The sequence below is a fragment of the Amycolatopsis kentuckyensis genome (genome assembly GCF_002155975.1).
GTDB lineage: Bacteria > Actinomycetota > Actinomycetes > Mycobacteriales > Pseudonocardiaceae > Amycolatopsis > Amycolatopsis kentuckyensis.
Genome location: NZ_MUMI01000432.1, coordinates 18,156 through 41,900, shown reverse-complemented (window position 1 = coordinate 41,900; position 23,745 = coordinate 18,156). Strand labels below are relative to the sequence as shown.

Genomic DNA, 23,745 nt, shown 5'->3' with positions numbered 1-23,745 from the left:
GAGCTATGCAGATGTCTGAAGTCGCCCCCAAGCTGCGCGAGGTCTTCGTCGAGGCGCTGGACCTCGACGGCGGTGTGGACGTCGAGAACCTGAAGTACCGCGACATCGAGGCGTGGGACTCGGTCGGCCACATGGCGCTGGTCGCGGCCATCGAGGACGAGTTCGACGTCGAGTTCGACACCGACCAGGTCATCGACATGTCGAGCTTCAAGGTCGCCGTCGACATGGTGACCGAGCTGCAGTCGAAGAATGACTGATTCGTCGCTGTCGGGCCGGGTCGCGCTCGTCACCGGCGGGACGCGGGGGATCGGCCTGGCCACCGCCCGCGCTCTGGTGGAGGCGGGCGCCACGGTGGTCCTCACCGGCCGTGACGAAGCTCGCGCCAAGGAAGCGGCCGCGTCCGTGGGTGCTTCCGGGCTGGCGCTGGACGTCACCGACGCAAAGGCAGTGTCTTCGCTGGTCAGGGCGGTCGCCAAGGAGCACGGCAAGCTCGACGTCGTCGTCGCGAACGCCGGGATCATGGAGGACGCGCTCCTCGGGATGATCCGCGAAGAGCTGGTCGACACGACGCTGAGCACGAACGTCGCCGGCACGCTGCACACCGTCCAGGCCGCGGCCCGGGCGATGATGCGCAAGAAGTCCGGCGCGATCGTCGTGCTCGCCTCGATCGTCGGCGAGTACGGAAGCGCAGGTCAGACGGTGTACGCGGCGTCGAAGGCGGCGGTGGCGAACATCGCGCGCTCGGCGGCGAAGGAGCTCGGCCGGTCCGGCATCCGCGTCAACGCGGTCGCGCCGGGCGTCATCGAGACGGATCTCACCGCGGGCCTGAGCGAGGACGCGAAGGCCGAGAACGCCGGCAAGACGCCCCTCGGGCGGCTCGGCCGGCCCGAAGAAGTGGCGAACGCGATCCGGTTCCTGGTGAGCGACGAGGCGTCGTTCATCACCGGCCAGGTGCTGGGGATCGACGGAGGCTTGGTGCTGTGACGTTGCTGGGTGCGGGGGCTCGGCTGGTGGATGTGGCCGGGGGCCGCACGCTGGCGGGCGCGGAACTGTCGGCCGAGGTCGGCCGCGCGGTGGAGAAGCTGGCGGCGCTGCCCACCGGCGTCGTGTTCGCGCGGATGTCGGTCGACCTGGACAGCGTGCTGACCTACCTGGGCGCGTTCGAGTCCGGGCGGGCGATCGCGCTGATCGATCCGGCGCTGGACGCGGACGTGCTGGCCGGACTGGTCTCGCGGTTCCGGCCGGCGGCCGTGCTGTCGGCCTCCGGGGACGCACCCGACGGCTACACCGCGCAGGGCGCCGACTGGCTCCGTTCTTCGGCCGACGGCGTCATTCCGCACCCTGACCTCGCCGTCCTGCTGCCGACCAGCGGGTCGACCGGCAACCCGAAGCTCGTCCGGCTCTCGCGGCAGGCGATCCTCTCGAACGCTGACGCCATCGCGCAGGTGCTGCACATCGACTCGGACGAGGTCGCGCCGACCTGCCTGCCGCTGCACTACAGCTACGGCCTTTCGGTGCTGAACTCGCACCTGGTGCGGGACGCGACGATCGTGATCGAGCCGTCCGGCGTGCTCGGCCGCGGCTTCTGGGACGCGGTGAACACCTACGGCGTCACGTCGCTTTCCGGTGTCCCGTACCACTACGAAATGCTGCGGCGGCTCAAGTTCGACCCCGCGAAGTACCCGACGCTGCGGACGCTGACGCAGGCCGGCGGGAAGCTGCGCGACGACTTGATCGCCGAGTTCAACGACAAGATGCTCGCCGTCGGCGGCCGGATGTACGTCATGTACGGCCAGACCGAGGCCTCGCCGCGGATGACGACGGTGCCCGCCGAAAGGCTGGCCGAAAAGCTCGGTTCCGCCGGGCCGGCGCTGCCGGGCGGCCGGTTCGCGGTGCGCCGGGACGACGGCTCGGAGACCACGCACCCGAAAATTGTCGGTGAGGTCGTCTACCGTGGGCCCAACGTGATGATGGGCTATGCGGACGACGAGTCCGGACTGGCCAAGGGCGACGAATACGGTGGCGTGCTGGCCACCGGTGACCTCGGGTACCTCGACGAAGAGGGGTACCTGTTCATCACCGGCCGGCTCAAGCGCATCGGCAAGGTCTTCGGCAACCGCGTCAGCCTCGACGATCTCGAGCAGGCCGTGCGCACGGCGGCGGTCGGGATCGACGTGGTGGCCGCGGTGGCGGCCGGCGACAAGGTCGTGCTGTTCGCCGAGGGTGCCGACGCCGGCATCTGCAAGGACGCGTCACGGGCGCTGTCCGAGCGGCTGCACCTGCACGTCAGCGGGTTCGACGTCCGCCCGATCGAAACCGTGCCGCTGCTGGCCAGCGGCAAGATCGACTACCGGACCTTGGAGGGGCGGGTATGAGTGTGTTCACGCGGTCGCAGGCCGACCGGGAAGCCTTGCTGCTGCCCGAGCTGGCTTCGCTCACCGCCCACCACCGGGCGCATTCCGAAGGCTACGACCGGATCCTGTCGTCGCTGGGCATCGCTTCGGACGCCGCTTTCGGCTCGATCGCCGACCTGCCGTGGCTGCCGGTGCGGATGTTCAAGACGCACGACCTCAAGTCCGTGCCGGACAGCGAGGTCTTCAAGACCCTGACGTCGTCGGGCACCACCGGCGCCGGCGCGTCCCGCATCTACCTGGACAAGGAGGCGGCGGGCGCGCAGACCAAGCAGCTGGGCGCGACGCTGCAGGAGGTCCTCGGCGGCGAGCGGCTCCCGATGCTGATGGTCGACACGATCGGCATCATCAAGAACCGCCGCTCGTTCTCCGCGCGCGGCGCGGGGGTGCTGGGCATGGCGAACTTCGGCCGCAAGCACACGTACGTGCTCGACGAGAACGACCAGCCGGACGTCGAAGCGGTCAAGAAGTTCCTGGCCGAGTACGGCGACAAGCCCTTCCTGATCTTCGGCTTCACGTTCATGGTGTGGCTGTACCTGTACGAGGTCGCTCGGGACCACGGGCTCGACCTGTCGAACGGCATCCTGATCCACTCCGGTGGCTGGAAGAAGCTGATCGACCGCGCGGTGGACAACACCGAGTTCCGGCGGCGGTTCAAAGAGGACACCGGCCTGACCCGGATCCACAACTACTACGGGATGATCGAGCAGATCGGCACGGTGTTCCTCGAAGGCCCGTCCGGTAACTCGCTGTACTGCCCGGACTTCGCCGACGTCGTCATCCGGAACCCGGAGACGTGGGAAGAGCAGCCGGTCGGGGAGCCGGGCGTGATCGAGGTCGTCTCGACGCTGCCGCGGTCGTACCCCGGGCACGTGCTGCTGACCGAAGACCTCGGCGTCTACAACGGCATCGACGACGGCGACTGGCCGGGCAAGCACTTCTCCGTGCTCGGGCGGCTGCCGAAGGCGGAGGCCCGCGGGTGCTCCGACACGTTCTCGGGAGCGGCGGCGTGACTTCTCTGACCCAGCGTTTTCCTGCTGCTGAACCGATCGCCGTGACCGAATTGGTCGACGAGCTGCGTGCTTCGCCGCCGGGCGGCCGGTTGCGGGTGGGCGACCCGCGGATCGTCGAGTTCGTCACGAAGTTCGCGCGCAAGCTGCTGGCCCCGGCCACCGCGCGCCGGTTCCCGGAGCTCGCCTCCCTCGGTTTCTTCCTGCGCAAGGGCGAAATCGCCAAGGCGTTGTCCACTCTGGACACCTCGGGGAACGCGCTGCGGTTCCCGCGCGGGCTGGTGTTCCACGTGCCGCCGGCGAACGTCGACACGATCTTCGTCTACTCGTGGGCGCTGTCCGCGCTGGCGGGCAACCACAACGTCGTGCGGGTCTCGTCGCGCTCGGCCGGGGCCGCCGAGGCGGTGCTCGAAGCGCTGAACGCGGCGCTGTCCGAAGTGGACCCTTCGGTTTCCGGCGTTGTCCGGGCGACGCAGCGGATGGTGACCTACGACCGCAGCGACGAGGTGAGCGGCGCCCTGTCGCTGGCCGCCGACCTGCGCGTCATCTGGGGCGGCGACGGCTCGGTCGCGGCCCTGCGGAAGTACCCCCTGGCCCCGCACGCGCGTGACCTGACGTTCCCGGACCGCTCGTCCTTCGCCGTCGCGTCGGTGGCGGGCTGGCAGCGGGCGTCGGCCGAAGAGCGTCGCGCGGCCGCCGAGGGCTTCTACAACGACTCGTACTGGTTCGACCAGGCCGCCTGCTCGTCACCGCGTGCGGTGTTCTGGGTCGGCGACGAAGCCGGTGCGCAGGCGGCGGGGAGCGAGTTCCGGACGCTGCTGGCGGCGGTGCTGGAGACGAAGCAGCACGTCACCGAGCCCGCAATGGCGGTCCAGAAGCGCGTCTCGGCGTACGGCGCGGCGGTCGACGGCCTGGTCAAGGGGATCGCGTTCCAGGGCAACGGCCTGGCGACGCTGGAGCTGACCGACCCGGCGGTGCTGCCGCGCGAGTGGCTCGGCGCCGGCACGTTCGCCAACGCGCGAGTGTCCTCTTTGTCCGATCTGGTGCCGATCGTCCTCCGGAAGGACCAGACGGTCAGCCAGTTCGGCTTCACGGCCGAGGAGCTGACGGCGTTCGCGCACGAGCTCGCGGGCCGCGGCGTCGACCGGATCGTGCCGTTCGGCTCCGCCCTGACCTTCTCGGCGGTCTGGGACGGTTACGATCTGCTCTCCGAGTTCAGCCGCCTGGTCACGGTGCAGGCCTGAGGAGAGCCGTCGATGACGACAGTTGAGGACCTGCCGGCTGCGGGAAAGCAGCCGAAGTCCACCCGGGCGAAGATCCTCGACGTCGTCCGGTGGGTCGCGATCCTGCTGGTCATCGGCTTCGCGGCGAAGCAGCTGGCGGCGAACTGGGGTGAGTTCTGGCACACCCTGAGCGACGTCGCCTGGGAGTCGTCCCTGCTGAGCCTGGTCGCCCTGGTCGCGGCGATCCTGGTGTCGACCTGGGGCTGGCAGGTGATGGTCGACGACCTGGGTGCGCCGATCGGCTACGCCCGCGGCGCCCAGATCTGCCTGGTCGGCTCGCTCGGCAAGTACGTGCCGGGCTCGGTCTGGGCGTACCTGCTGCAGATGGAGCTGGGCCGCAAGGCGGGCCTGGCCCGCGCCCGCATCTTCACCGGGTCCCTGATCCAGCTCGGCGTGGGCATGGTGTCGGCGCTGGTGGTGTCCCTCCTGGCGGCGCCGGCGGTGTTCAGCAACAGCCCGCGCGCGCTGTGGTTGTTCGTGCTCATCCCGCTCGGCCTGGCGATGCTGCACCCCAAGATCCTCACCTGGGGCACGTCGCTGGTCCTGCGGATCCTCCGCCGCCCCCCGCTGGCCCACCCCCTGGGCTGGGCGGTGATCGGCAAGGTCTTCGGCGCCTCGACGGCGGCCTGGTGCCTGCAGGGTGTCCACCTCTGGCTCCTGGCCAACTCGGTGGGCACCCCGGGCATCGGCGGCTTCGTGCTGTGCGTGGGCGCCATGGCCGTGGCGATGACAGTGGGCACGTTCGCGTTCATCCTCCCCAGCGGCGTCGGCGTCCGCGAGGTGGCCCAGGTGGCGGTCCTGACGGCGAGCGGCCTGACGGTCGGCCAGGCCACGGCCTTCGCGGTGGCCTCCCGAGTGATGTTCACGGTGGCCGACCTGCTGACGGCGGGCATCGCGGCGGTCGCGGCCCGGACGGTGGCCACCCCCGTCTGATCCGGTTGTCCACAGGCTCTGCTCACATGTGGACAACTCAGGGTGTCAGCCGGTAGATCACCGCGTCCGGGTTGCGGTAGGTCTCCGTCAGGAACGGCTCGCCCGCCAATCCGGTCAACCCCGGCTGATATGGCCGGCCCGGATCGCCGGACGGCTTTCCCAAAATGACCCAATGGATGTTCAACCGGCGCACGGCGGCCCGGACCGCCGGATCCGTCGAATAGTTTCGAAAGCGGTTCGCCAGCAACACCGCGTCCGACGGTGGGGAAGTTTCGTCGAAATGTCCGGCGACCGTTCGAATTCCCGTCAAAGCGTAAGTCCACGCGGTTCCGTCGAACCGGTCGTTCATGGCCCACTCGCCCCGGGCCGCCAAGGTGCCGAGCTTCGCCATCGCCGTCTCCTCGCCGGGTGTCACGCGCAGCGTCGACGGGTCCGCCGCCTGGTAACCCGGGTACACCTGGTCCCCGTTCGACCGGACGTACAGCCCGTCCGAAAGCAGGACGAACCCCGGCAGGACCAGCACGGCGACAGCCGGCACCCGGGACGGCAGCCGGTCGCGCAGCCAGGCCTGCGTCGACGCCAAGCCGTGGGCCGCCAGGACCGACAGCGGGACCGCCGCCATCGAGAAGAACCGGAACGGATCGTCCCACCAGGGCCGGGACAGCGCCATCACGATCGGCGCGTTGGACGACGCCACCGCGATGTACGCCAACCCCGTCAACAAGGCCGTCAGGCCGATCCAGCGCAGCTCGCCCGCCCGCGCGAAGAACACGATCCCCAGGAACAACGCCACCGACAGCCAGACCTGCGGGTGCGGCTCGAAGTGCTGGAACCCCAGCAGCGCGCCCAACGCCGTCGAGGCGCGGTACTCGCTCGGCCAGCCGTAGTACGGCAACGCCAGCCCCAGTGCTCCGAACAGCTGCAGCCACGCCACCAGCAGCGACACCACCGCGATCGGGAGCAACGCCAGCAGGTCGCGGCCGAGCCGGCGCCACCCGGTGAGCCAGCGCTGCACCAGCATCGGGCCGGCGAACAGGATCCCGCCGAACAACGTCGACGAGTGGATGCACAGCAGCCCGGCCGCGGTCAGCACCAGCACCAGCCCGGTGTCCGGCGCGGCCCGCTCCAGGTACCGCCGCAGGGCCACCGCGGCCAGCGGCGTCAGGGTCACGCCCAGTGCGAACGGCAGCAGTGGACCGCGGTTCATCGACTCGTAGACGCCCGTCACCGGCGCCACCGCCACCAGCGCCACGGCGCCCGCGAGCACCGCCCGGCCGCGGAACTCCCGCACCAGCGTCACCAGCGACAACGCCAGCAGCCCCGGCAGCAGCACGGTGTTGGCGTCCAGCGTCTCCGGGATCGACGCCCCGCCGAGCCGGTACGTCACCGACGCCAGCAGGTGGTAGGCGTTGGGGTAGAACACCGGCGCCGCGTCGCCGTACCAGTTCACGTGGCCCGTGCCGAACAGGCTGCCGTCGCCGGTGTCGGCGATGTAGCGGACGGCGTTGCCGTGGTACACCGCGTCGAAGCCCTGGGGCAGCGCCCCGATGCGGCCCAGCCCGAGCAGGGCCGCCCAGCACCCGATGGCCGCCGCGAACAGCAGGCAGGCCAGCACGGCCAGGTGCCCGCGGCGCGCCCACAACGGCGGCTCCGGACGGCGGCCGCGCACCGTGAACTTCCGGACACCGAAAGCGATCCCGGCGAACACGACGGTCGAGCCGGCGTACGTCAGCGGGCTGAACGACAGCCCGGCCGCGGCGGCCCACGGACCGGTCAGCCCGCCGACGGCGTAGCTCAGCAACGGCGCCGTCCCGGCCAGGACCCAGCCGCGCAAACCCACCGCGAGGCCCGTCAGGAGACCGGGCCCGGCGATGACGACAATGGCGATGCCTACGGAGAGCACGGTGGAGACTAAGCCGGGAATGACCGGCTCGTCGCGCCGACGGGATACCCCGATCGGCGCTTTTCCGGGACGTCACTTCAGCCCTCCGGGGCTACACCCGATCGGGTTATTCTGGGCGGTGAATTTCCCTGATTGACTGTCGCCGGCGAAGTGATCCACCCCCATTCGGGCCGGTGATCGGTCCACACGAAACACTTCGCCGCCGATGATCGATAACCTGGCCGAGGAGCCGGCCGGGCGGGTGCGGTGCCGAGGCGGAGGGGGCCGGGTGGTCTACGCGGTCGTGGTGGCGTGGCTGGTCGTCGCCGCGATCGTGGTGCTGACCTGGCCCCGCCTCGACGTCGACCGCGGCTGGCGCGCCTTCGTCCTCACCCTCACGCTCGGCCTTTCGCTGCTGCACCAGCTGCTGTTCGCGACCGTCACCGAGGACGCGCTCGTCACCTTCCGCTACGCGCAGAACATCGCCGACGGCAACGGCCCGGTCTTCAACCCCGGCGAGCGCGTCGAGGGGTACACGAACTTCTCCTGGCTGGTCCTGGTCGCCCTGCCGCGCGCCGCGTTCGGCGCCGACATCCGCACCACGGCCGTCGTCTTGGGGGTCCTCGCCGCGCTCGGCTGCGTGCTGCTGTCCTGCTTCCTCGTCAACCGGATCGTCGCCGCGGCCGCCCCGGACGGCGCCGGGCCGAGGCCGGCGATCGGCGTGGCCGCCGCGGTGCTCACCGCGAGCGCCGGCGGACTCGCCGTCTACGGCGCCTCGGGCTCCGAAGTTCCGCTGTTCGTGCTGCTCGTCCTCGCCGTCGGCTACGCGCTCGCCGCGCGCCGCCCGGTGGTCGCCGGGGTGCTCGTCGCCTTCGCCGTGATGACCAGCCCGGAAGGCCTGGTGGTCGGCGTGCTGGCCGGCCTGTGGCTGGCCGGGGCCGCGCTCAAGGAGAAGCACAGCTGGTGGGCGCCGGTGGGGTACCTGCTGGGCGCGCTGGTCTTCCTGATCCCGCGGCTGGCCTGGCGTGCGACGTTCTACCAGCACTTCCTCCCGGCGCCGCTGGCCGCGAAGCTCGGCGGGCCGCTCGGCGAGCGCCTCGCCACCGGCTGGCCGTACCTGTCCGGATTCGCGCTGGCGCACCAGGGATTCCTGCTGCTGGGCCTGGTCGCCGCGGTCGCGCTGGTGCTGCGCCGCACCGACGCCGCGGTTCGGGGGGACCGGGTAGCGGAGTCCCCGGCCCGCGGCGAAGCCGCGGTTGCCGCAGCCCGCGTTCCGGGGGGCCGAGTGGCGGCGTCCCCGGCCCGCGGTGCCGCCCCGGTCGTCCCCGCCTTCGAGGCCCGGGCCCTGCTCTGGCTGCTGTTCGCGCTGGCCGCCGGGCTGGCCGCGGCCGCGGTGCTCATCGGCGGCGACCCCGGCCCGTCGTGGCGGCTGCTGGCCCCGATCCCGCCACTGCTCGCCGTCGCGGCCGCCGGGACGTACGGCGTGCTGACCGCGGGCCTCGTGGCGAAGCCGTCGCCGCGGCCGAAACCCCTCGCCCAGCGGCTGGTCCCGGTGACCGCCTGCGGACTGGCCGGGCTCGCGGTCCTCGTCTCGGTGTTCAGCCCCGAGATGCTCGACCGGGTTCGCGTCTGGCACTCGCACGGCACCGAACTCGCCGAAATCGGCGGCTGGCTCGGCGACTACCTGCCGCCCGGGTCGGTGGTCAGCGCCGCCGCGCCCGGCGCGCTCGCCGCCCACGGCGGGCAGCTGCTCATCATCGACGTCCTCGGCCGCACCGACGACCACATCGCCCGCGAAGGACGGCACGACGGCGGCGTCGCCACCGACTACGACTACGTGGTCAACGGCCGCCGCCCGACCGTCGCCGTGCCGGCCGACGGCGGCTACGCCGACCGCCAGCACTGCGCGATCGACCCGGTCTACGCGGGCAAGTACGAGGTCGCGACCTTCCGTCGCGTCGGCACGCCGTACTGGGTCTCGGTGTACCCGCGGGCCGAGCAGGCGAAGTCACTGGTCGCCGACCTCGACAAGGGCCCGGACTTCCGCTACGTACCCTGTCCTTCGTGAAGCTCGAGGCCCCGGACCGGCAGCTGGGCGCGGAAGCGCGGCTGGGGATCGGGGTGTTCGGCGCGTCGCTCGCCCTGTTCGTGGTGCGGTTCCTGGTGCCGCGCCCGATCGCGATGTCCAACAACGGCGACGGCGGCCGCGTGCTGTGCGGCGCCGGGATCACCTGGAAGGGCCTGCCCGAGCCGTTCGTCCACCTCGCCTACACGCCCGCGCCGGGGGCGCCGCCGTGCCGGCCGACGTACCTGCTGACGCAGAGCTGGCTCGCGGACCTGGCCGTCCGGCTCGGTCGGCTGATCGGTCTCCACGGCACGCTGAGCCTGGTCATCCTGGGCCTGCTGAGCAGCGTCATCGCCGCGGCGGCGGTCACGGCGATCGTGCTCGGCCTGCCGCACCCGCGCCGGACCCGGCTGTTCGTGGCGGCCGGGCTCCTGCTGGTCGTCGCGGACTCGGCGTTCTTCGGCTACTTCGCGGCGATCCTCGGCGAAGGCGCGGCCTTCCTCGGCCTGCTACTCGCCGTCGGCGGCCTGCTCCTGACCGCGCGCGAGGGCCGGTGGAGCTACGCGGGCATGGCCGTGACGTTCGTGGGGGGCGTCCTGGCGGTCAACGCCAAGGTCCAGACGCTGATCATCCTGCCGCTCCTCGCCGTGGCGATCCTGCTGGTCCGGCCGGGCACGCTGCGCGGGGCCAAGCGGTGGGCGTCGGCGGCCCTCGTCATCGGCGCGATCGGCGCCGTCACCCTCTACGCGCAGCAGAGTGTCGAGCCCGCGCGGGCGCCCGACGGCACCTACACCGAGTTCCCGGGCGACGACTCCCGCGAGATCAACGTCTTCAACTCGATCTTCCTGAACATCGTCGACGGGAAGCACGACACCCGGGCCGACCTGGCCGAGCTCGGGCTGCCGCCGTCGTTCGCCCAGTACGCGGGCAACGGCTGGTGGCACCCGCACCCGGCGACGGCGGACCCGGCGTACCCGCAGTACCGAGACAGGATCAGCCGCCGGAACGTCGTGACGTACTTCGCAACCCACCCGGGCCGGACCCTCGAAGTGCTCGACCGGGCCGCCACCGACCAGCTCACCGCGCGCCCGGACTACCTCGGCAGCTTCGACCAGAGCGCCGGGTTCCCGCCGCACGCCCAGGAGCACCGGGTGCCGGTGGTGTCGTGGCTGACCGGCCTGCTCGCCCCGCTCGGGCTGTTCGCGCTGGTGCCGATCTGGCTGATCGTCGCGGTCCGGGCCTGGTCGCGGCGGCGGACGGCACTCGGTGTCCCGGTGGCCTTCCTGCTCGCCGTCTCGGTGACGCAGTTCGGCACCGCGGCGCTCGGCGACGGCATCGAGGGCATCAAGCACCAGTCCGTCGCGCTGTTTTCGATCTTGATCGCCCTCGTTTTGTGTTCTTCCCCGCTGAACCGCCGTTCCGAACCTACGGTCCCGTAACCTTGCCGGATGGCTGACCTGGTTTACCCGCCCGTGATCGCGGCGGCCCGGACGATGTTCCGGGTACTCGACAACCGCATCCGGATCGAGGGCGCGGAGAACATCCCGCGCCGCGGCGGCGCGGTCATCGCGTGCAACCACATCAGCTACCTGGACTTCATCTTCTGCGGTCTCGGCGCGCGCCCGGCCAAGCGGCTGACGCGGTTCATGGCCAAGAAGGAGATCTTCGACAACAAGATCGCCGGGCCGCTGATGCGCGGGATGCACCACATCTCCGTCGACCGCTCCGCCGGACTGGCCTCCTACCGCGAGGCGCTCGAAAAGCTGCAGGCCGGGGAGGTCGTCGGCGTCTTCCCCGAGGCCACCATCAGCCGGTCGTTCACCGTCAAGGAGATCAAGTCGGGTGCCGTCCGGATGGCCGCGGCGGCCGACGTCCCGGTCGTGCCGATGGCGCTGTGGGGCACCCAGCGGCTCTGGACGAAGGGCCGGCCGAAGGACCTGACCCGGCGGCACGTGCCCGTCTCGATCCTCATCGGCGAGCCGATGCGCCCGGCGAAGGGCGACGACTGGGACGTCGTCACGAAGGAGCTGCGCACCCGGATGAGCACGCTGCTCGAGCGCGCCCAGGCCGAGTACCCGGACCAGCCGGCGTCCGACGAGGAACGCTGGTGGCTGCCCGCCCACCTCGGTGGCACGGCGCCGACCCCGGCCGAAGCGGCCGAGCTCGACCGGCGGTGACATCCGGGGCCCAGTCCCGGGTCCGGGGCTAAGCCCCGGACCCTCGCAGGACGGTCAGAACCAGCGCTCGAGCACCTGCGCGACACCGTCCTCACCGGCCGGGCCGGTGATTTCGTCGGCCACGGACCGCGCCTGCGGGTGCCCGTTCTGCATCGCGACGCCGTGGCCGGCCCAGCGGAGCATCTCCACGTCGTTGGGCATGTCGCCGAAGGCGATCACCCGCTCGGGCTCGACGCCGAGCCGCCCGGCGACGTCGGCGAGCCCGGTCGCCTTGGTGATGCCGTGCGCGGACAGCTCGACCAGGCCGCCCGACGACGAGTACGTGACGTCGACGTCCCGGTCGAACAGCGCGTTCACCGCGTCGGCCATCTCCTCCGACGACATCCCGCGGTGGCTGACCAGCAGTTTGATCGCCGGGTGCCCGAGCACCTCGGCCCGTGGCGCGGTGCGGCCTTCGCCGTCGCCCCACGGGTTGTGGTAGTCCGGCTCGATCACGAAGTTGCGCATGTCGTGGTCGGCGCCGGTGCTGACGCGCTCGGTGGCCAGCCGGCAGCCGGGCAGGGCCTTGTCGAGCGCGTGCGCGATGTCGTGGAGCAGTTCGGGCCGCAGCAGGCCGTGCACCGCGACGACCTCCTCGCGGCCGCAGTCGTACAGGACGGCGCCGTTCGCGCACACCGCGTACCCGGTCAGCTCGAGCGGCCCGGCCACGGGCGCGATCCAGCGCGGCGGCCGTCCGGTGGCCAGCACGAACGGCACCCCCGCCTCGATCGCCCGGCGGACGGCGGCGATCGTGCGGCCGGTGAGGGATTCGGAGGGGCCGAGCAGGGTGCCGTCTACGTCGGACGCGATCAACTGGGGTCTCTCCACCCCGCCATTGTCCCTGACTCGTTCGGGCGAAGGCTTGCCCGTCCGTGCGACTGTCGGTGGTAACCGATAGCGTCCGGACCTGTGCGAGTAGGCATCGTCATTCTCCCTGAAGATCGTTGGTGGGCGGCCGAGCCGAAGTGGCGCGCCGCCGAGGAGTACGGCTTCGACCACGCCTGGACCTACGACCACCTGGGCTGGCGCAACCTGGTCGACGGCCCGTGGTTCTCCGCCGTCCCGACCCTGACCGCGGCGGCGATGGTGACGTCCCGGATCCGGCTCGGCACGTTCGTGGCGTCCCCGGTGGCCCGGCACCCCGTGCCGTTCATGCGCGAGCTGAACACCCTCGACGACATCTCGGACGGCCGGCTGGTCCTCGGCGTCGGCGCGGGTGTCGACCACCGCCACTACGACGGCGCGGTGCTCGGCGCCCCCGAGCTGACGCCCAAGCAGCGCGCGGACCGCTTCACCGAGTTCGTCGAGGCGCTCGACGGGCTGCTCATGACCGACAAGTTCGACTTCGACGGCGAGTACTACCGGGCCCGCGAGGCCCGGAACCTGCCCGGCCCGGTCCAGCGGCCGCGGCTGCCGTTCGTCGTCGCGGCGAACGGCCCGCGCACGATGACCCTCGCCGCGCGCTTCGGCGCGGGCTGGGTGACCACGGGCAAGGGCGGCGAGACCGCCGACGAGTGGTGGGCCGGCATCGCGCAGCTCACCGAGGTCTTCGACCAGCGGCTCGACGCGGTGGGCCGCGACCGGCCGAGCATCCAGCGGTTCCTCAGCCTGGACGCGTCCCCGGTGTTTTCACTGAGCAGCGTGGAGGCGTTCCGCGACGCGGTGGGCCGGGCGAAGGAGCTCGGGTTCACCGACGTCATCTCGCACTGGCCGCGGTCGTCGTCGCCCTACGAAGGCCGGGAAGCCGTGCTGGAGCAGGTCGCGAGCGACGTCCTGCCGGAGCTGCGCTAGTCCGAACGAGTGACATCGGGGTGATTCGGAAACCGATTGCCGGTCCGCGGGCGTCGATACTTTGCAGACGACCGGGATCACCCCGGGGGTGCGGGGGCCCTCGTGGCCGCGGAGGGGCGCCGCGGCCACGAGGGCGTTCTACTTCACGATCCGGTAGATGACCGCACCCGGGTTCCGGTAGACGACCTGCAGGAAGTCGTGCCCGTCCAGGTGCTGCAGGCCGGGCGCGATGGGCGTGTCCCGGCGGATGGTGCCGCTGCCGATCAGCACGTAGTGGACGCCGAGCCGGTGAACGGCCGCGCGCACCTCGGGGTCGCTGTCGTAGTCGGCGAAGTGCTGGGCCAGGTAGATCGCGTCCGGCGGGGCCACGCCGGCGTCGTAGTGGCCGGCCACCGGGTGCACGCCGGTCAGGGCGTACATCCAGGCCGTTCCGTCGAGCCGGTCGTTGAGCACCTTCTGGTCGGCGGGGATGCCGAGCGTGCCGAGGCGGTCCATCGCGTCGATCTCGTCCTGGCTGACCGGCGGGACCACCTCGCCGGGCAGGCCGTTGTAGTACAGCAGCGACACCGTCTTGGCGTTGGCCGCGCGGTAGAACCCGCCGGTCAGCACGCCCATCGCGACGACCAGCAGCACCGCCGTCGCCAGTCCGACCCGGCCGGTCAGCCACGGCCGCGCGCGCACCCACGCGCGGCCGCTCGCGACCTTCGCCAGCCACCGCTGGGTCTCGCTCATGCCGTGCGCGGCGAGCAGGCACAGCGGGATCGACGCGAGCGCCATCAGCCGGAACCGGTCGTTCCACCAGGGCCGCGACAGCGAGATGACCCACTCTTCGCCGCCGAAGCAGGCGACGACCACGAACAACGCCGACAGCCCGAGCGCCGAGAGCACCAGCCAGCGCATCCGCCGCAGCGCCACCAGCGTGAGCACGCCGATCGCCAGGAACACCGTCAGCCAGATCTGCGGAACCGGCAGCACCTGCTTGAACGTCGCCAGCATGGCCAGCGCCTTCCACACCGGCATGTGCGAGCCCCAGGCGTGGTACGGGTACGAACCGGACGTGAAGCCGATCGCGCCGAGGATCATCGGCGCGGCCAGCAGCCCGGCCACCACCATCACCGGCAGCATCCGCAGGACGTCGCCGGCGGCGACCCGCCAGGCGGGCCTGCCCTCGGGCACGCCGTCGACACGGCGGCCGCGCAGCGCCCGGTACCAGCGCTGCACCACCAGCGGGAACGCGAACAGGATCGCCCCGAACAGCGCGCTCGAGTGCGCGGCGAGCAGGCCGGTCGCGGTCAGCGCGAGCACCGCGCCGGTGTCCACGCCCGGCCGCGCGACGAACCGCTGGAGCGCGATCACCGCCAGCGGCGTCAGCACGATGCCGAGCGCGAACGGCAGCAGGCCGCTCGACACCGACTCGTACGCCCCGGTCGTCGCGCCGCCCGCGACCAGCGCGGCACTGCCGGCGAACACCGCGCGGCCGCCGAGCTGGCGCACCAGGGCGGCCATGGCGAGCGCGAACAGGCCGGCGATCGGCATCGTGACGGCGTTGAGCGTGACCGGGATCGACGTCCCGGACAGCTCGTAGACCAGGGCGCCGACCAGGTGGTAGGCGTTCGGGTAGAAGGAGCCGCCGGGGTACCAGTTGATGGTGCCCATGCCGGTCAGGGAGCCGTCGCCGGTCTCGGCGATGTAGCGGATGCCGTTCGCGTGGAAGACGGTGTCCCAGCGCTGGAACACCGCGGTCGTCCCGCCGCGGCCGGAGACGACCACGGCGATCGACACGGCGACGGCGATCGCGACGCAGGCCCCGACGGCCAGGTGCGCCCGGCGCGTCCACGGCACCGCGGGCTCCTCGGCACCCGGCGTCGACCAGCCGCGCGCGGTGGCCAGCCGACGCAGGCCGTAGAGCACGGCGGCGAGCAGCAGGGTGACCGCGGCCACGCTGAGCGAGCCGTACGGAACGTGCGCGATCGCCAGCCACGGGCCGGTCAGGCCGGTGATGGCGTAGCTGAGCAGCGGCGCGAGGCCGGCCAGGGCCCAGCCGCGCAGGCCCGCGGCCCACCCGACGACCCCGCCGGGGACCGCGAGCACGGCCAGGTAGGTGGCCACCGCGGCGAAGTAGCTCCAGAAGTCCTCGGGTGCAGGCACTGCTTTCCAGGTGTGTCGTAGGCCGAAATGTGATAGTCGGGTGCGGGCCGGGTCAGCGACCTGCGTACCCTCGACGCCCGTGAGCGCGCACACGAACCCCGCCAAGATTACTGAAGACGATTTCGCAGGTTACGACCTCGTCGTCGTCGGGTCCGGTTTCTTCGGCCTGACCGTCGCCGAACGGGCCGCGGCCGAGCTGGGCAAGAAGGTCCTCGTCCTCGAGCGACGCAGCCACCTCGGCGGCAACGCGTACTCGGAGCCCGACCCGGAGACGGGCATCGAGGTGCACAAGTACGGGGCGCACCTGTTCCACACCTCGAACAAGCGCGTCTGGGAGTACGTCAACCGGTTCACCGAGTTCACGAACTACCAGCACCGCGTCTTCGCGCGGGTCAAGGACCAGGTCTACTCGTTCCCGATGAACCTGGCCCTGATCAACCAGTTCTTCGGCAAGTCGCACACGCCGGACGAAGCGCGCGAGCTCATCGCGAAGCAGGCGTCCGAGTTCGAGACGAGCGCTGCGCAGAACCTCGAGGAGAAGGCGATCTCGCTGGTCGGCCGCCCCCTCTACGAGGCGTTCATCCGCGGTTACACCGCGAAGCAGTGGGAGAACGACCCCAAGAACCTGGGCGAGAACATCATCACGCGCCTGCCGGTCCGCTACAACTTCGACAACCGGTACTTCAACGACACCTACGAGGGCCTGCCCGTCAACGGGTACACCGCGTGGCTCGAGAAGATGGCCGAGCACGAGAACATCGAGATCCGGCTGAACGTCGACTACTTCGACGTCCGCGAGCACATCCCGGCGGGCACCCCGACCGTCTACACCGGGCCGCTGGACCGCTACTTCGGCTACTCGGAGGGCAAGTTCACCTGGCGCACCGTCGACTTCGAGTCCGAGGTCGCGGAGACCGGTGACTTCCAGGGCACCTCGGTCGTCAACTACAACGACCAGGAAGTCCCCTACACCCGGATCATCGAGTTCCGGCACTTCCACCCGGAGCGGGACTACCCCAAGGACAAGACGGTCATCTTCCGCGAGTACTCCCGCTTCGCGGGCGAGGAAGACGAGCCGTACTACCCGATCAACACGCCGGAGAACCGCGAGAAGCTCGAGGCCTACCGCGAGCTGGCCAAGGCCGAGGCCCGCGAGAAGAACGTGCTGTTCGGCGGCCGGCTGGGCACGTACAAGTACCTCGACATGCACATGGCCATCGGCTCGGCGCTGTCGGCGTTCGACAACAAGATCGCCCCGCACCTGACCGACGGTGCTCCGCTCGACGGGTCCCTCGATGCTTGAGAAGGGGCAGGCCACCGGAGAGGTGGCGGTCCTGGCGAAGGCGCAGGGCTTTCTGAAGAGTGAAGCTTCGGTGAAGGCCGCGCGCGGCATGTCGCACTTCGGCGAGCACGCGCTCGGCTGGTTCGGCCTCGGCCTGGTCGGGGCCGTCGTCGACAAGAAGCGGCGCAAGGACTGGCTGGTCGCTTCGGCCGGCGTCGTCGGGGCGCACGCCGCCTCCATCGCGGTGAAACGCGTGGTCAGGCGGCCGCGACCGGACCACTCGAGCGTAGAGGTACTGGTCGGCACGCCGAGCAAGCTGAGCTTCCCGTCGTCGCACGCGACGTCCACGACGGCGGCGGCGGTGCTCTACTCCGGATTGACCGGGCGTAACCTGGTGCCCGCCCTGGTACCGCCGATGCTGGCCTCGAGGCTCGTGCTCGGCGTTCACTATCCGACAGACGTTCTGGCCGGTGCAGCTCTCGGGGGGCTCGTCGGTGGTCTGATACGACGGAAGCTGAAGAAGAACCCATGAGCGAGACGACCGAGCAGCGCGACAGCGACGAAACTGCCGTGACGCCCGAGGCTGTTGAGCCGACCGCGTCCCGTGGCCCGTTCGGCCTGGTCGGCGGCGTCATCAAGACGGCGCGGCCGCGGCAGTGGGTGAAGAACGTCCTGGTCTTCGCGGCCCCGTTCTTCGCGTTCTCGAAGTCGACCGACCGCACCGGTCTCCTGATCGACGCGATCATCGCCTTCGTGGCCTTTTCGCTGGTGGCGAGCTCGGTCTACCTCATCAACGACGCCATCGACGTCGAGGCCGACCGCGCCCACCCGACCAAGCGCAACCGGCCGATCGCGGCCGGCATCGTCCCGGTCCCGGTCGCGTACGCGGCCGCGGTCGTGTTCTTCCTGGCCGGCCTCGGCGTGTCGTTCCTGGCCAGCTGGCAGCTGGCGGTCGTGCTGGGCGTCTACGAGGCTGTGCAGCTGGGCTACTGCTTCGGCCTCAAGCACCAGCCGGTGGTCGACCTGGCCATCGTCGGCTCGGGCTTCCTGATGCGCTCCATCGCGGGCGGCGTCGCGGGCGGCATCGCGTTGTCCCAGTGGTTCCTGCTGGTCACGGCGTTCGGCTCGCTGTTCATGGTGGCGGGCAAGCGCTACGCGGAGATCATGCTGTTCGAGCGAACAGGGGCGAAGATCCGCTCGTCGCTGAAGAAGTATTCGGCGAGTTACCTGCGGTTCGTCTGGGCGACCTCGGCGGCGATCCTGATCATGTCGTACTGCCTGTGGGCGTTCGAGATCCGCCAGACCGAGCACAACTCGGTGTGGGCACTGATTTCGATGGTCCCGTTCCTGGTGGCGGTCCTGCGGTACGCGGTCGACGTCGACGGCGGCATCGCGGGCGAGCCGGAGGAGATCGCCCTCAAGGACCGCATCCTGCAGGTCCTGGGCGCGACCTGGGTGGTCACGCTGTTCCTGTCGTTCTACCTGTGAGCTCATGGCGGTCTCATGGCGGATCGACAGGTTCGTTTCAGGTGAAGCACAGCTGACCAGCGCACCCTGAGGTGGTGGGGGCGGGCACTGCGCCCGTCCCCGTGACCACAGGAGCGACCATGAACGACCAGCCGCGCGAGCAGAAGGCCCCGGACGGAGCCGAGCAGCCGACTGTCGAGCACCCGACAGCGCCGCCCACCGCGGCGAGCGAGACCTCCGGCGCCCCGGCAGGCACCGCCTCCGGCTCGGGGGAGTCCGCAGCTCAGGGTGCTCCGACCGCCGCGTTTGCCTCCGAATCCGCGGGATCCAGCCAACCGGCCGCTGCGCAGGGCGCTGCCGAGTCCGCGCCGGGCCAGCCCGCCGCCTCGCCGACCCCAGCCGCCTCGCAGAGCACTGCCGAGTCCGCGCCGGGCCAGCCCGCCGCCTCGCCGACCCCAGCCGCCTCGCAGAGCACTGCCGAGTCCGCGCCGGGCCAGCCCGCCGCCTCGCCGACCCCAGCCGCCTCGCAAGGTGCGGCCGGGCCGGCGGCGTCCGGTGCCACCCCGGCCGACCAGACCGCCGTCCACGGCCAGCAGCCACCCACTCCGCCGCCCGGTCAGCCCGGCTCAGCCCACCCCTACGCCGCCTGGAGCCCGCCCCCGGGCGCTCCTCGCCAGGCCGGCGGCTTCCGGCGGTTCGTCGGCCACCGGGCCACCCAGCTCGTCGCCGTCGGGGTGCTCGGCATGCTCGTCGGGGCGGGCATCGTCGGCGGGATCGCCGCCGCGAGCCACCACGGTCCGCGGGATGGCCGGCCCGGCATTCACCGCCAGTACGACGGCCCCAACCAGGGCTTCGACGGCCGCGGTCCCGGCTTCGGCGGCCGCGGCAACGCCGGCTCCGGCTCCGGGGACGGCATCTGATCCCCCACTGTGGCCTCGGCCACCCGTACCCCGCTCAGATCACAGAAGCATCACGAGCGGGGTACGGTGTCCGGGATGCGAAGCGCCTCCGCAGAACTCCCCAAAGCCGTCCGTGCGCTGCCGACGGCCTTCCCCGCCGCCCGAGCCTGGGCCCTGCCGGCGGGCGCCGCGGCCGCCTCCGCCCTGGTGTTCGCCCTGGTCAGCAGCCATCTCATCGATGACACCTACATCACGCTGTCCTACGCGAAGAACCTCGCCTTCCACGGCCACTGGGGCCTGATCGAACAGGGGACGGCGAACACCGCGACGTCCCCGCTGAACGTCCTGGCCCTCGGCGCGGTCACGTTCATCGTGCGCGACGCCGTGCTGGCCGCCGGGGTCGTCTTCGTCGCCACGCAGGTGCTGCTCGTGCTCGGCCTGCGCCGTCTCGGCGAGCGCACCGGCCTGCCGCCGGCGTTCGCGCCGCTCACGTTCGCGTTGTTGCTGGTCAACCCGTTGCTGCTGTCTTCGATCGGCCTGGAGGTGGCGCTCGGCGCCACCGGTGTCGTCTGGACGCTGGTCTACGCGGGGGAGCGCCGGGCGGGCCGCCTGGGCGTGGTGATCGGGTTGCTCGCGCTCGTCCGGATCGACCTGCTGCTGATCGCCGCGGTGCTGTTCGCCGCCCGCCGCGAGTTCTGGACCGGCATCTGGCGGACGGCCTTCGCGGCGCTCGCCGTCACGCTGCCGTGGTTCGGGTTCAGCTGGGTGGTGCTCGGCTCGGCCGTGCCGGACACGCTCGTCATCAAGATCAGCCAGCAGTCGTGGGGACCGTTCAGCTTCACCAACGGCCCGCTGCTGTACTGGCGCAACTTCCCGGCCGCGGCGACGCTGTCGTTCCTGCCGCTGCTGCTGGCGGCCCTGGCCGGAGTGGCGTGGCTCGTCCAGTACCGCCGCGGCTCCGAGACGGCCCGCCGCCTGACGCCGTTCGCTGCGCTCGCCATCGCCGGCGCCCTGCACTACCTGGCCTACAGCCAGCTGGGCGTGCCGCCGTATCACTGGTACTACGCGCCGAGCATCATCGGCGCGACGATCTTCCTCGCCGCCTGCGCCTCGGCGGTCCCCGAGCGCGTGCGGCGCGCGACGTGGACAGTTGCCGGAGCGGCGCTCGCGGCGAGCGTCGCGGTGTACGCCCTGCCGGGCCTGCCCCGCCAGTTCGCCCCGATCACGAGCAACCACGCCTCGACGACGGAGTACCGCGAGATCGGCCACGAGCTGGCGGCGATCGCCCACGGCCGCAAGGTCGAGACGGCGGGCGAAGTCGGCGCACTGGCGTACGCGTGCGACTGCGAGCTGGTCGACGAGTTCTCCGACCGAGGAGCGGTCGACCCGGCGATCACCGAGACCAAGCGCCGCAGCGGCGACGTCGGCCGGGCGCTGCTCGAAGCGAACTTCCACAACTTCGACCACAGCGTGGCCCCGATCAGCCCGGACCTGGTCCTGGCGACGACGCGCCGAGCCCCGCCGCCGGCCGCGTTGGCGAGCTGGCACATCGACTCACCCTGGGTGGGCAGCCAGAACCTCTACCTGGTCCCGGCCCACGCCGCCGGCGGCTGAGCAGCCACCGGCGGTGGCGGCCTCAGATCGGGAGCTTGCGGAAGATCGGCCGCGGGACGTGCCGCAGCGCCGACATCACCAGCCGGAACGGCGCCGGCGCCCACACCAGGTCCTTGCCCGCGCGCGCCGCGCCGACCGCGATCTCCGCCACCTGCTCGGCCGTCTGCGCCAACGGGGCGTCCTTCAGCCCCTCGGTCATCTTCGTCTTCACGTGCCCGGGGCGGACGACCGTCACCTTCGCCCCGAACGGCGCGAGAGCCTCGCCGAGGCCCAGGTAGAACCCGTCGAAACCGGCCTTGGTCGAGCCGTACACGAAGTTGGACCGCCGGACGCGCTCGCCCGCCACCGACGACAGCGCGATCACCGTGCCGTGGCCCTGGGCCTTGAGCTTCTCCGACAGCGCGACGCCGACCGACACCGCCGCCGTGTAGTTCACGGTCGCCAGCTCGACGGCCTTCGCGTGGTCCTGCCAGACCTCTTCCGGGTCGCCGAGCAGGCCGAACGCCACGACCGCCACGTCGATGTCGCCGCCCTCGAACGCCTTGGCCAGGACGTCCGGGTGGGACGCCGTGTCCTTCGCGTCGAAGTCCACCGTGGACACCTCGGCGCCGCGGTCCTTCAGGCGCTGGGCGGCCGCCTCCAGCCGGGGCGACGGCCGGGCGGCCAGCACGACCCGCAGCGGCTTCTCGGCCAGGTACTTCTCGGCGATCGCCAGCGCGATGTCGGACGTGCCGCCGAGCAGGAGCAGGGACTGGGGGTTGCCCACCGCGTCGATCACAGTTCGAGCCTCCGGCTCATGTCAGAGGCGAAAACGCCTTCGGGGTCGATGGAAGCGCGCACCTTGCGCCACTCTTCGAGGCGCGGGTACATCTTCGCGAACGTCTCGGGCGAGGTGCGCGAGTCCTTCGCGGTGTACAGCCGGCCACCCAGCCGCAGGACGTCTTCGTCGAGCTCCTGGCAGAACCGGCTCAGGCCGTCCTTGATCGGGAAGTCGACGCAGACCATCCAGCCCGGGTGCGGGAACGACAGCGGCGCCGCGTTGCCCTCGCCCATGCGCTTGAAGACGTTGAGGAAGGACACGTGCCCCGACTCGGCGATCTTCCGGACGATGTCCCGCAGCGGCTCGTGCGCGTTCGGCGGCGTCGAGAACTGGTACTGCAGGAAGCCCTTCGAGCCGTAGGCCCGGTTCCACTCACCGAACATGTCGAGCGGGTGGTAGAAGGCCGTCAGGTTCTGGATCACGCCGCGGGCGGCCTTCGGCGTCTTGCGGTAGTACAGCTCGCCGATGGCGCCGAAGGTCAGCTTGTTGGCCAGGCCGTTCGGGAAGACGTCCGGCAGCGTCGCCAGCTGCGGGGCGTCGAACTTCAGCGGGTTCGCGCGCAGCTTCGGCGGCAGTTCGTCCAGCTTGGCGAGCGAGCCGCGGCCGAAGGCGGCGCGGCCGAGCTTCGAGCCGGTGGAGATCGTGTCGAACCACGCCGACGAGTACGTGTAGTTGTCGTCGGAGCCGTTGGTGACCAGCTCGAGGGTCTCGTCGAGGTTGTTCGTGCGCTCGTTGTCCGCGAGGAAGTACGCGGTTTCGGTCTTGGTCATCCGGATCTTGGCCCGGACGATGATGCCGGTCAGGCCGATGCCGGCGACGGTCGCCCAGAACAGCTCGGCGTCCGGGCCCTCCGGCGTCAGCGTGCGGATCTGCCCGTCGGCGGTGATCAGGTCCATCGACACGACGTGGTTGCCGAAGCTGCCCGCGCTGTGGTGGTTCTTGCCGTGGATGTCGTTGGCGATCGCGCCGCCGATGGTCACCTGGCGCGTGCCCGGCAGCACCGGGACCCACAGGCCGTACGGCAGCGCCTCGCGCATCAGCTGGTCGAGGCTGACGCCGGCGTCGAGGTCGACGAGGGCGGTGTCCGGGTCGATCGAGTGGATCCGGTTCAGCGGCGTCATGTCGACGACGAGGCCGCCGGCGTTCTGCGCCGGGTCGCCGTAGGACCGGCCGAGGCCGCGGGCGATCACGCCGCGTGCACCGGCCTGCGCCACGGCGCGGGCGATGGTCTCGACGTCCGGCGTGCTCAGGACATCGGCGGTGGTCGGTGCGGTCCGCGCCCAGCCCATGAGCGTGCGACGCTGTGTATTGGGTACGTGGGTCACCCGACCAGGGTAGCCACGCCGAATACCGCCCGAGACGTGACCCTGAAGTGCTCATCTCTACACTTTGCGCATCAAGGCACAAGCGCCCGCGCGGGTGACCGTGACACAGGTGACGAGGTAATGCAGTGGTGGCGACCGATCCGCAAGCCGACATAGCGGCTGCGCAGTCCTCCCCGGGACTGCTGGGCCAGCTCATCCGCTTCGCCCTGATCGGGGGCTTCTGCGCCCTCGTCGACCTGGGCACCTACACACTGCTGACGCAGGTGGCCGGGATGGCCACCTCACCGTGGGTCGACATCGCCCGCGCTATCTCTTTCATCGTGGGCACGACCACGGCGTTCTTCCTGAACCGGAAGTTCACCTTCGCCGGCGGGCGCCGCGACGGGAAGGCGCAGATCGGCTCGTTCGTCCTGCTCTACACCGTGACGTTCTTCGTCGCGGTCGGGGTGAACCAGCTGGCCCTGCAGCTGTTGCCGGAGTCCGTGTGGCAGCACACGCTGTGCTGGGCCGTGTCGCAGGCCACCGCCACCGTGATCAATTTCGTGATGCTCAAGTGGGTCGTTTTCCGCGAGCCGTCGACTGAGGAGAACTGAGGAACC

At 71.1% G+C, this 23,745-nt stretch carries 21 protein-coding genes; 16 read left to right on the top strand and 5 right to left on the bottom strand.

Annotated features, from left to right (window positions below; translation table 11 throughout):
• Positions 1-11: 11 nt before the first annotated feature.
• Genes CCN39_RS35305 through CCN39_RS35280 form a run of 6 tightly spaced genes read left to right on the top strand, consistent with a single transcriptional unit; the run spans position 12 to position 5,637 of the window.
• Positions 12-257, top strand: a complete 246-nt coding sequence (locus tag CCN39_RS35305; protein ID WP_003096467.1) for an acyl carrier protein — start codon at positions 12-14, stop codon at positions 255-257.
• Positions 250-984, top strand: a complete 735-nt coding sequence (locus tag CCN39_RS35300) for an SDR family NAD(P)-dependent oxidoreductase (protein ID WP_086849459.1) — start codon at positions 250-252, stop codon at positions 982-984. The genes CCN39_RS35305 and CCN39_RS35300 overlap by 8 nt, the downstream gene beginning before the upstream one ends.
• On the top strand, positions 981-2,375 hold the full coding sequence (locus CCN39_RS35295) for an AMP-binding protein (protein WP_086849457.1): 1,395 nt from the start codon (positions 981-983) through the stop codon (positions 2,373-2,375). Before CCN39_RS35300 ends, CCN39_RS35295 begins: the two co-directional genes overlap by 4 nt.
• Positions 2,372-3,424 carry a LuxE/PaaK family acyltransferase gene (locus CCN39_RS35290; RefSeq protein ID WP_086849455.1) on the top strand — a complete coding sequence of 351 codons (1,053 nt, stop codon included), beginning with the start codon at positions 2,372-2,374 and terminating at the stop codon, positions 3,422-3,424. The genes CCN39_RS35295 and CCN39_RS35290 overlap by 4 nt, the downstream gene beginning before the upstream one ends.
• Entirely contained in the window at positions 3,421-4,665 is a 1,245-nt protein-coding gene (locus CCN39_RS35285; RefSeq protein WP_086849453.1) for an acyl-CoA reductase, read from the top strand. The genes CCN39_RS35290 and CCN39_RS35285 overlap by 4 nt, the downstream gene beginning before the upstream one ends.
• A 12-nt stretch (positions 4,666-4,677) precedes the next feature.
• Complete coding sequence (locus CCN39_RS35280; RefSeq protein ID WP_086849451.1) at positions 4,678-5,637, top strand: lysylphosphatidylglycerol synthase transmembrane domain-containing protein; 960 nt, start codon at positions 4,678-4,680, stop codon at positions 5,635-5,637.
• 37 nt (positions 5,638-5,674) lie between these two features.
• Here CCN39_RS35280 and CCN39_RS50845 read toward each other — a convergent pair whose 3' ends face one another.
• On the bottom strand, positions 5,675-7,540 hold the full coding sequence (locus CCN39_RS50845) for a DUF6541 family protein (protein ID WP_167455273.1): 1,866 nt from the start codon (positions 7,538-7,540) through the stop codon (positions 5,675-5,677).
• A gap of 268 nt (positions 7,541-7,808) precedes the next feature.
• On the opposite strand from CCN39_RS50845, the gene CCN39_RS35265 reads away from it, so the two are divergent.
• The 3 genes from CCN39_RS35265 to CCN39_RS35255 are packed head-to-tail and all read left to right on the top strand — an operon-like array spanning position 7,809 to position 11,761.
• Positions 7,809-9,587 carry a DUF8728 domain-containing protein gene (locus CCN39_RS35265; protein WP_086849449.1) on the top strand — a complete coding sequence of 593 codons (1,779 nt, stop codon included), beginning with the start codon at positions 7,809-7,811 and terminating at the stop codon, positions 9,585-9,587.
• Positions 9,584-11,023 (top strand): glycan biosynthesis hexose transferase WsfD, encoded by a 1,440-nt coding sequence (gene wsfD, locus CCN39_RS35260; RefSeq protein WP_086849447.1) that lies wholly within the window; start codon positions 9,584-9,586, stop codon positions 11,021-11,023. Before CCN39_RS35265 ends, wsfD begins: the two co-directional genes overlap by 4 nt.
• A gap of 9 nt (positions 11,024-11,032) precedes the next feature.
• Entirely contained in the window at positions 11,033-11,761 is a 729-nt protein-coding gene (locus tag CCN39_RS35255; RefSeq protein WP_086849445.1) for a lysophospholipid acyltransferase family protein, read from the top strand.
• 54 nt (positions 11,762-11,815) lie between these two features.
• On the opposite strand, the gene CCN39_RS35250 is transcribed toward CCN39_RS35255, so the two are convergent.
• Positions 11,816-12,613, bottom strand: coding sequence for an HAD family hydrolase (locus tag CCN39_RS35250; protein ID WP_086849443.1), 798 nt, complete (start codon positions 12,611-12,613; stop codon positions 11,816-11,818).
• Positions 12,614-12,709: 96 nt separating this feature from the next.
• Here CCN39_RS35250 and CCN39_RS35245 point away from each other — a divergent pair, with 96 nt between their 5' ends.
• A complete protein-coding gene (locus tag CCN39_RS35245; RefSeq protein ID WP_086849441.1) occupies positions 12,710-13,591 on the top strand; it encodes an LLM class flavin-dependent oxidoreductase in 882 nt (293 codons plus the stop codon).
• A 138-nt stretch (positions 13,592-13,729) separates the two neighbouring features.
• Here the strand turns inward: CCN39_RS35245 and CCN39_RS35240 are convergent, their stop codons facing one another.
• Positions 13,730-15,739: a DUF6541 family protein gene (locus CCN39_RS35240; RefSeq protein WP_086849440.1), complete on the bottom strand. Its 2,010-nt coding sequence runs from the start codon at positions 15,737-15,739 to the stop codon at positions 13,730-13,732.
• 79 nt (positions 15,740-15,818) lie between these two features.
• On the opposite strand from CCN39_RS35240, the gene glf reads away from it, so the two are divergent.
• The 5 genes from glf to CCN39_RS35215 all read left to right on the top strand — a co-directional run bounded on the left by glf (position 15,819) and on the right by CCN39_RS35215 (position 21,001).
• Positions 15,819-17,042 carry a UDP-galactopyranose mutase gene (gene glf, locus CCN39_RS35235; RefSeq protein WP_086849438.1) on the top strand — a complete coding sequence of 408 codons (1,224 nt, stop codon included), beginning with the start codon at positions 15,819-15,821 and terminating at the stop codon, positions 17,040-17,042.
• On the top strand, positions 17,035-17,553 hold the full coding sequence (locus tag CCN39_RS35230) for a phosphatase PAP2 family protein (RefSeq protein ID WP_086849436.1): 519 nt from the start codon (positions 17,035-17,037) through the stop codon (positions 17,551-17,553). The genes glf and CCN39_RS35230 overlap by 8 nt, the downstream gene beginning before the upstream one ends.
• Positions 17,550-18,509 (top strand): decaprenyl-phosphate phosphoribosyltransferase, encoded by a 960-nt coding sequence (locus tag CCN39_RS35225; RefSeq protein WP_086849434.1) that lies wholly within the window; start codon positions 17,550-17,552, stop codon positions 18,507-18,509. Before CCN39_RS35230 ends, CCN39_RS35225 begins: the two co-directional genes overlap by 4 nt.
• Positions 18,510-18,628: 119 nt before the next feature.
• The gene (locus tag CCN39_RS35220; protein ID WP_244211143.1) at positions 18,629-19,408 is read left to right on the top strand and encodes a hypothetical protein; all 780 of its coding nucleotides are present in this window, start codon (positions 18,629-18,631) and stop codon (positions 19,406-19,408) included.
• Between the two features lie 75 nt (positions 19,409-19,483).
• Entirely contained in the window at positions 19,484-21,001 is a 1,518-nt protein-coding gene (locus tag CCN39_RS35215; protein ID WP_086849432.1) for a hypothetical protein, read from the top strand.
• Positions 21,002-21,023: 22 nt separating this feature from the next.
• Here CCN39_RS35215 and dprE2 read toward each other — a convergent pair whose 3' ends face one another.
• Together dprE2 and dprE1 are read right to left on the bottom strand one after the other, a co-directional pair.
• On the bottom strand, positions 21,024-21,779 hold the full coding sequence (gene dprE2 / locus CCN39_RS35210; protein WP_086849430.1) for a decaprenylphospho-beta-D-erythro-pentofuranosid-2-ulose 2-reductase: 756 nt from the start codon (positions 21,777-21,779) through the stop codon (positions 21,024-21,026).
• Complete coding sequence (gene dprE1 / locus CCN39_RS35205; RefSeq protein WP_167455276.1) at positions 21,776-23,110, bottom strand: decaprenylphosphoryl-beta-D-ribose oxidase; 1,335 nt, start codon at positions 23,108-23,110, stop codon at positions 21,776-21,778. Before dprE1 ends, dprE2 begins: the two co-directional genes overlap by 4 nt.
• Positions 23,111-23,271: 161 nt before the next feature.
• Here dprE1 and CCN39_RS35200 point away from each other — a divergent pair, with 161 nt between their 5' ends.
• Positions 23,272-23,739, top strand: a complete 468-nt coding sequence (locus tag CCN39_RS35200) for a GtrA family protein (protein ID WP_167455272.1) — start codon at positions 23,272-23,274, stop codon at positions 23,737-23,739.
• Positions 23,740-23,745: the final 6 nt, after the last annotated feature.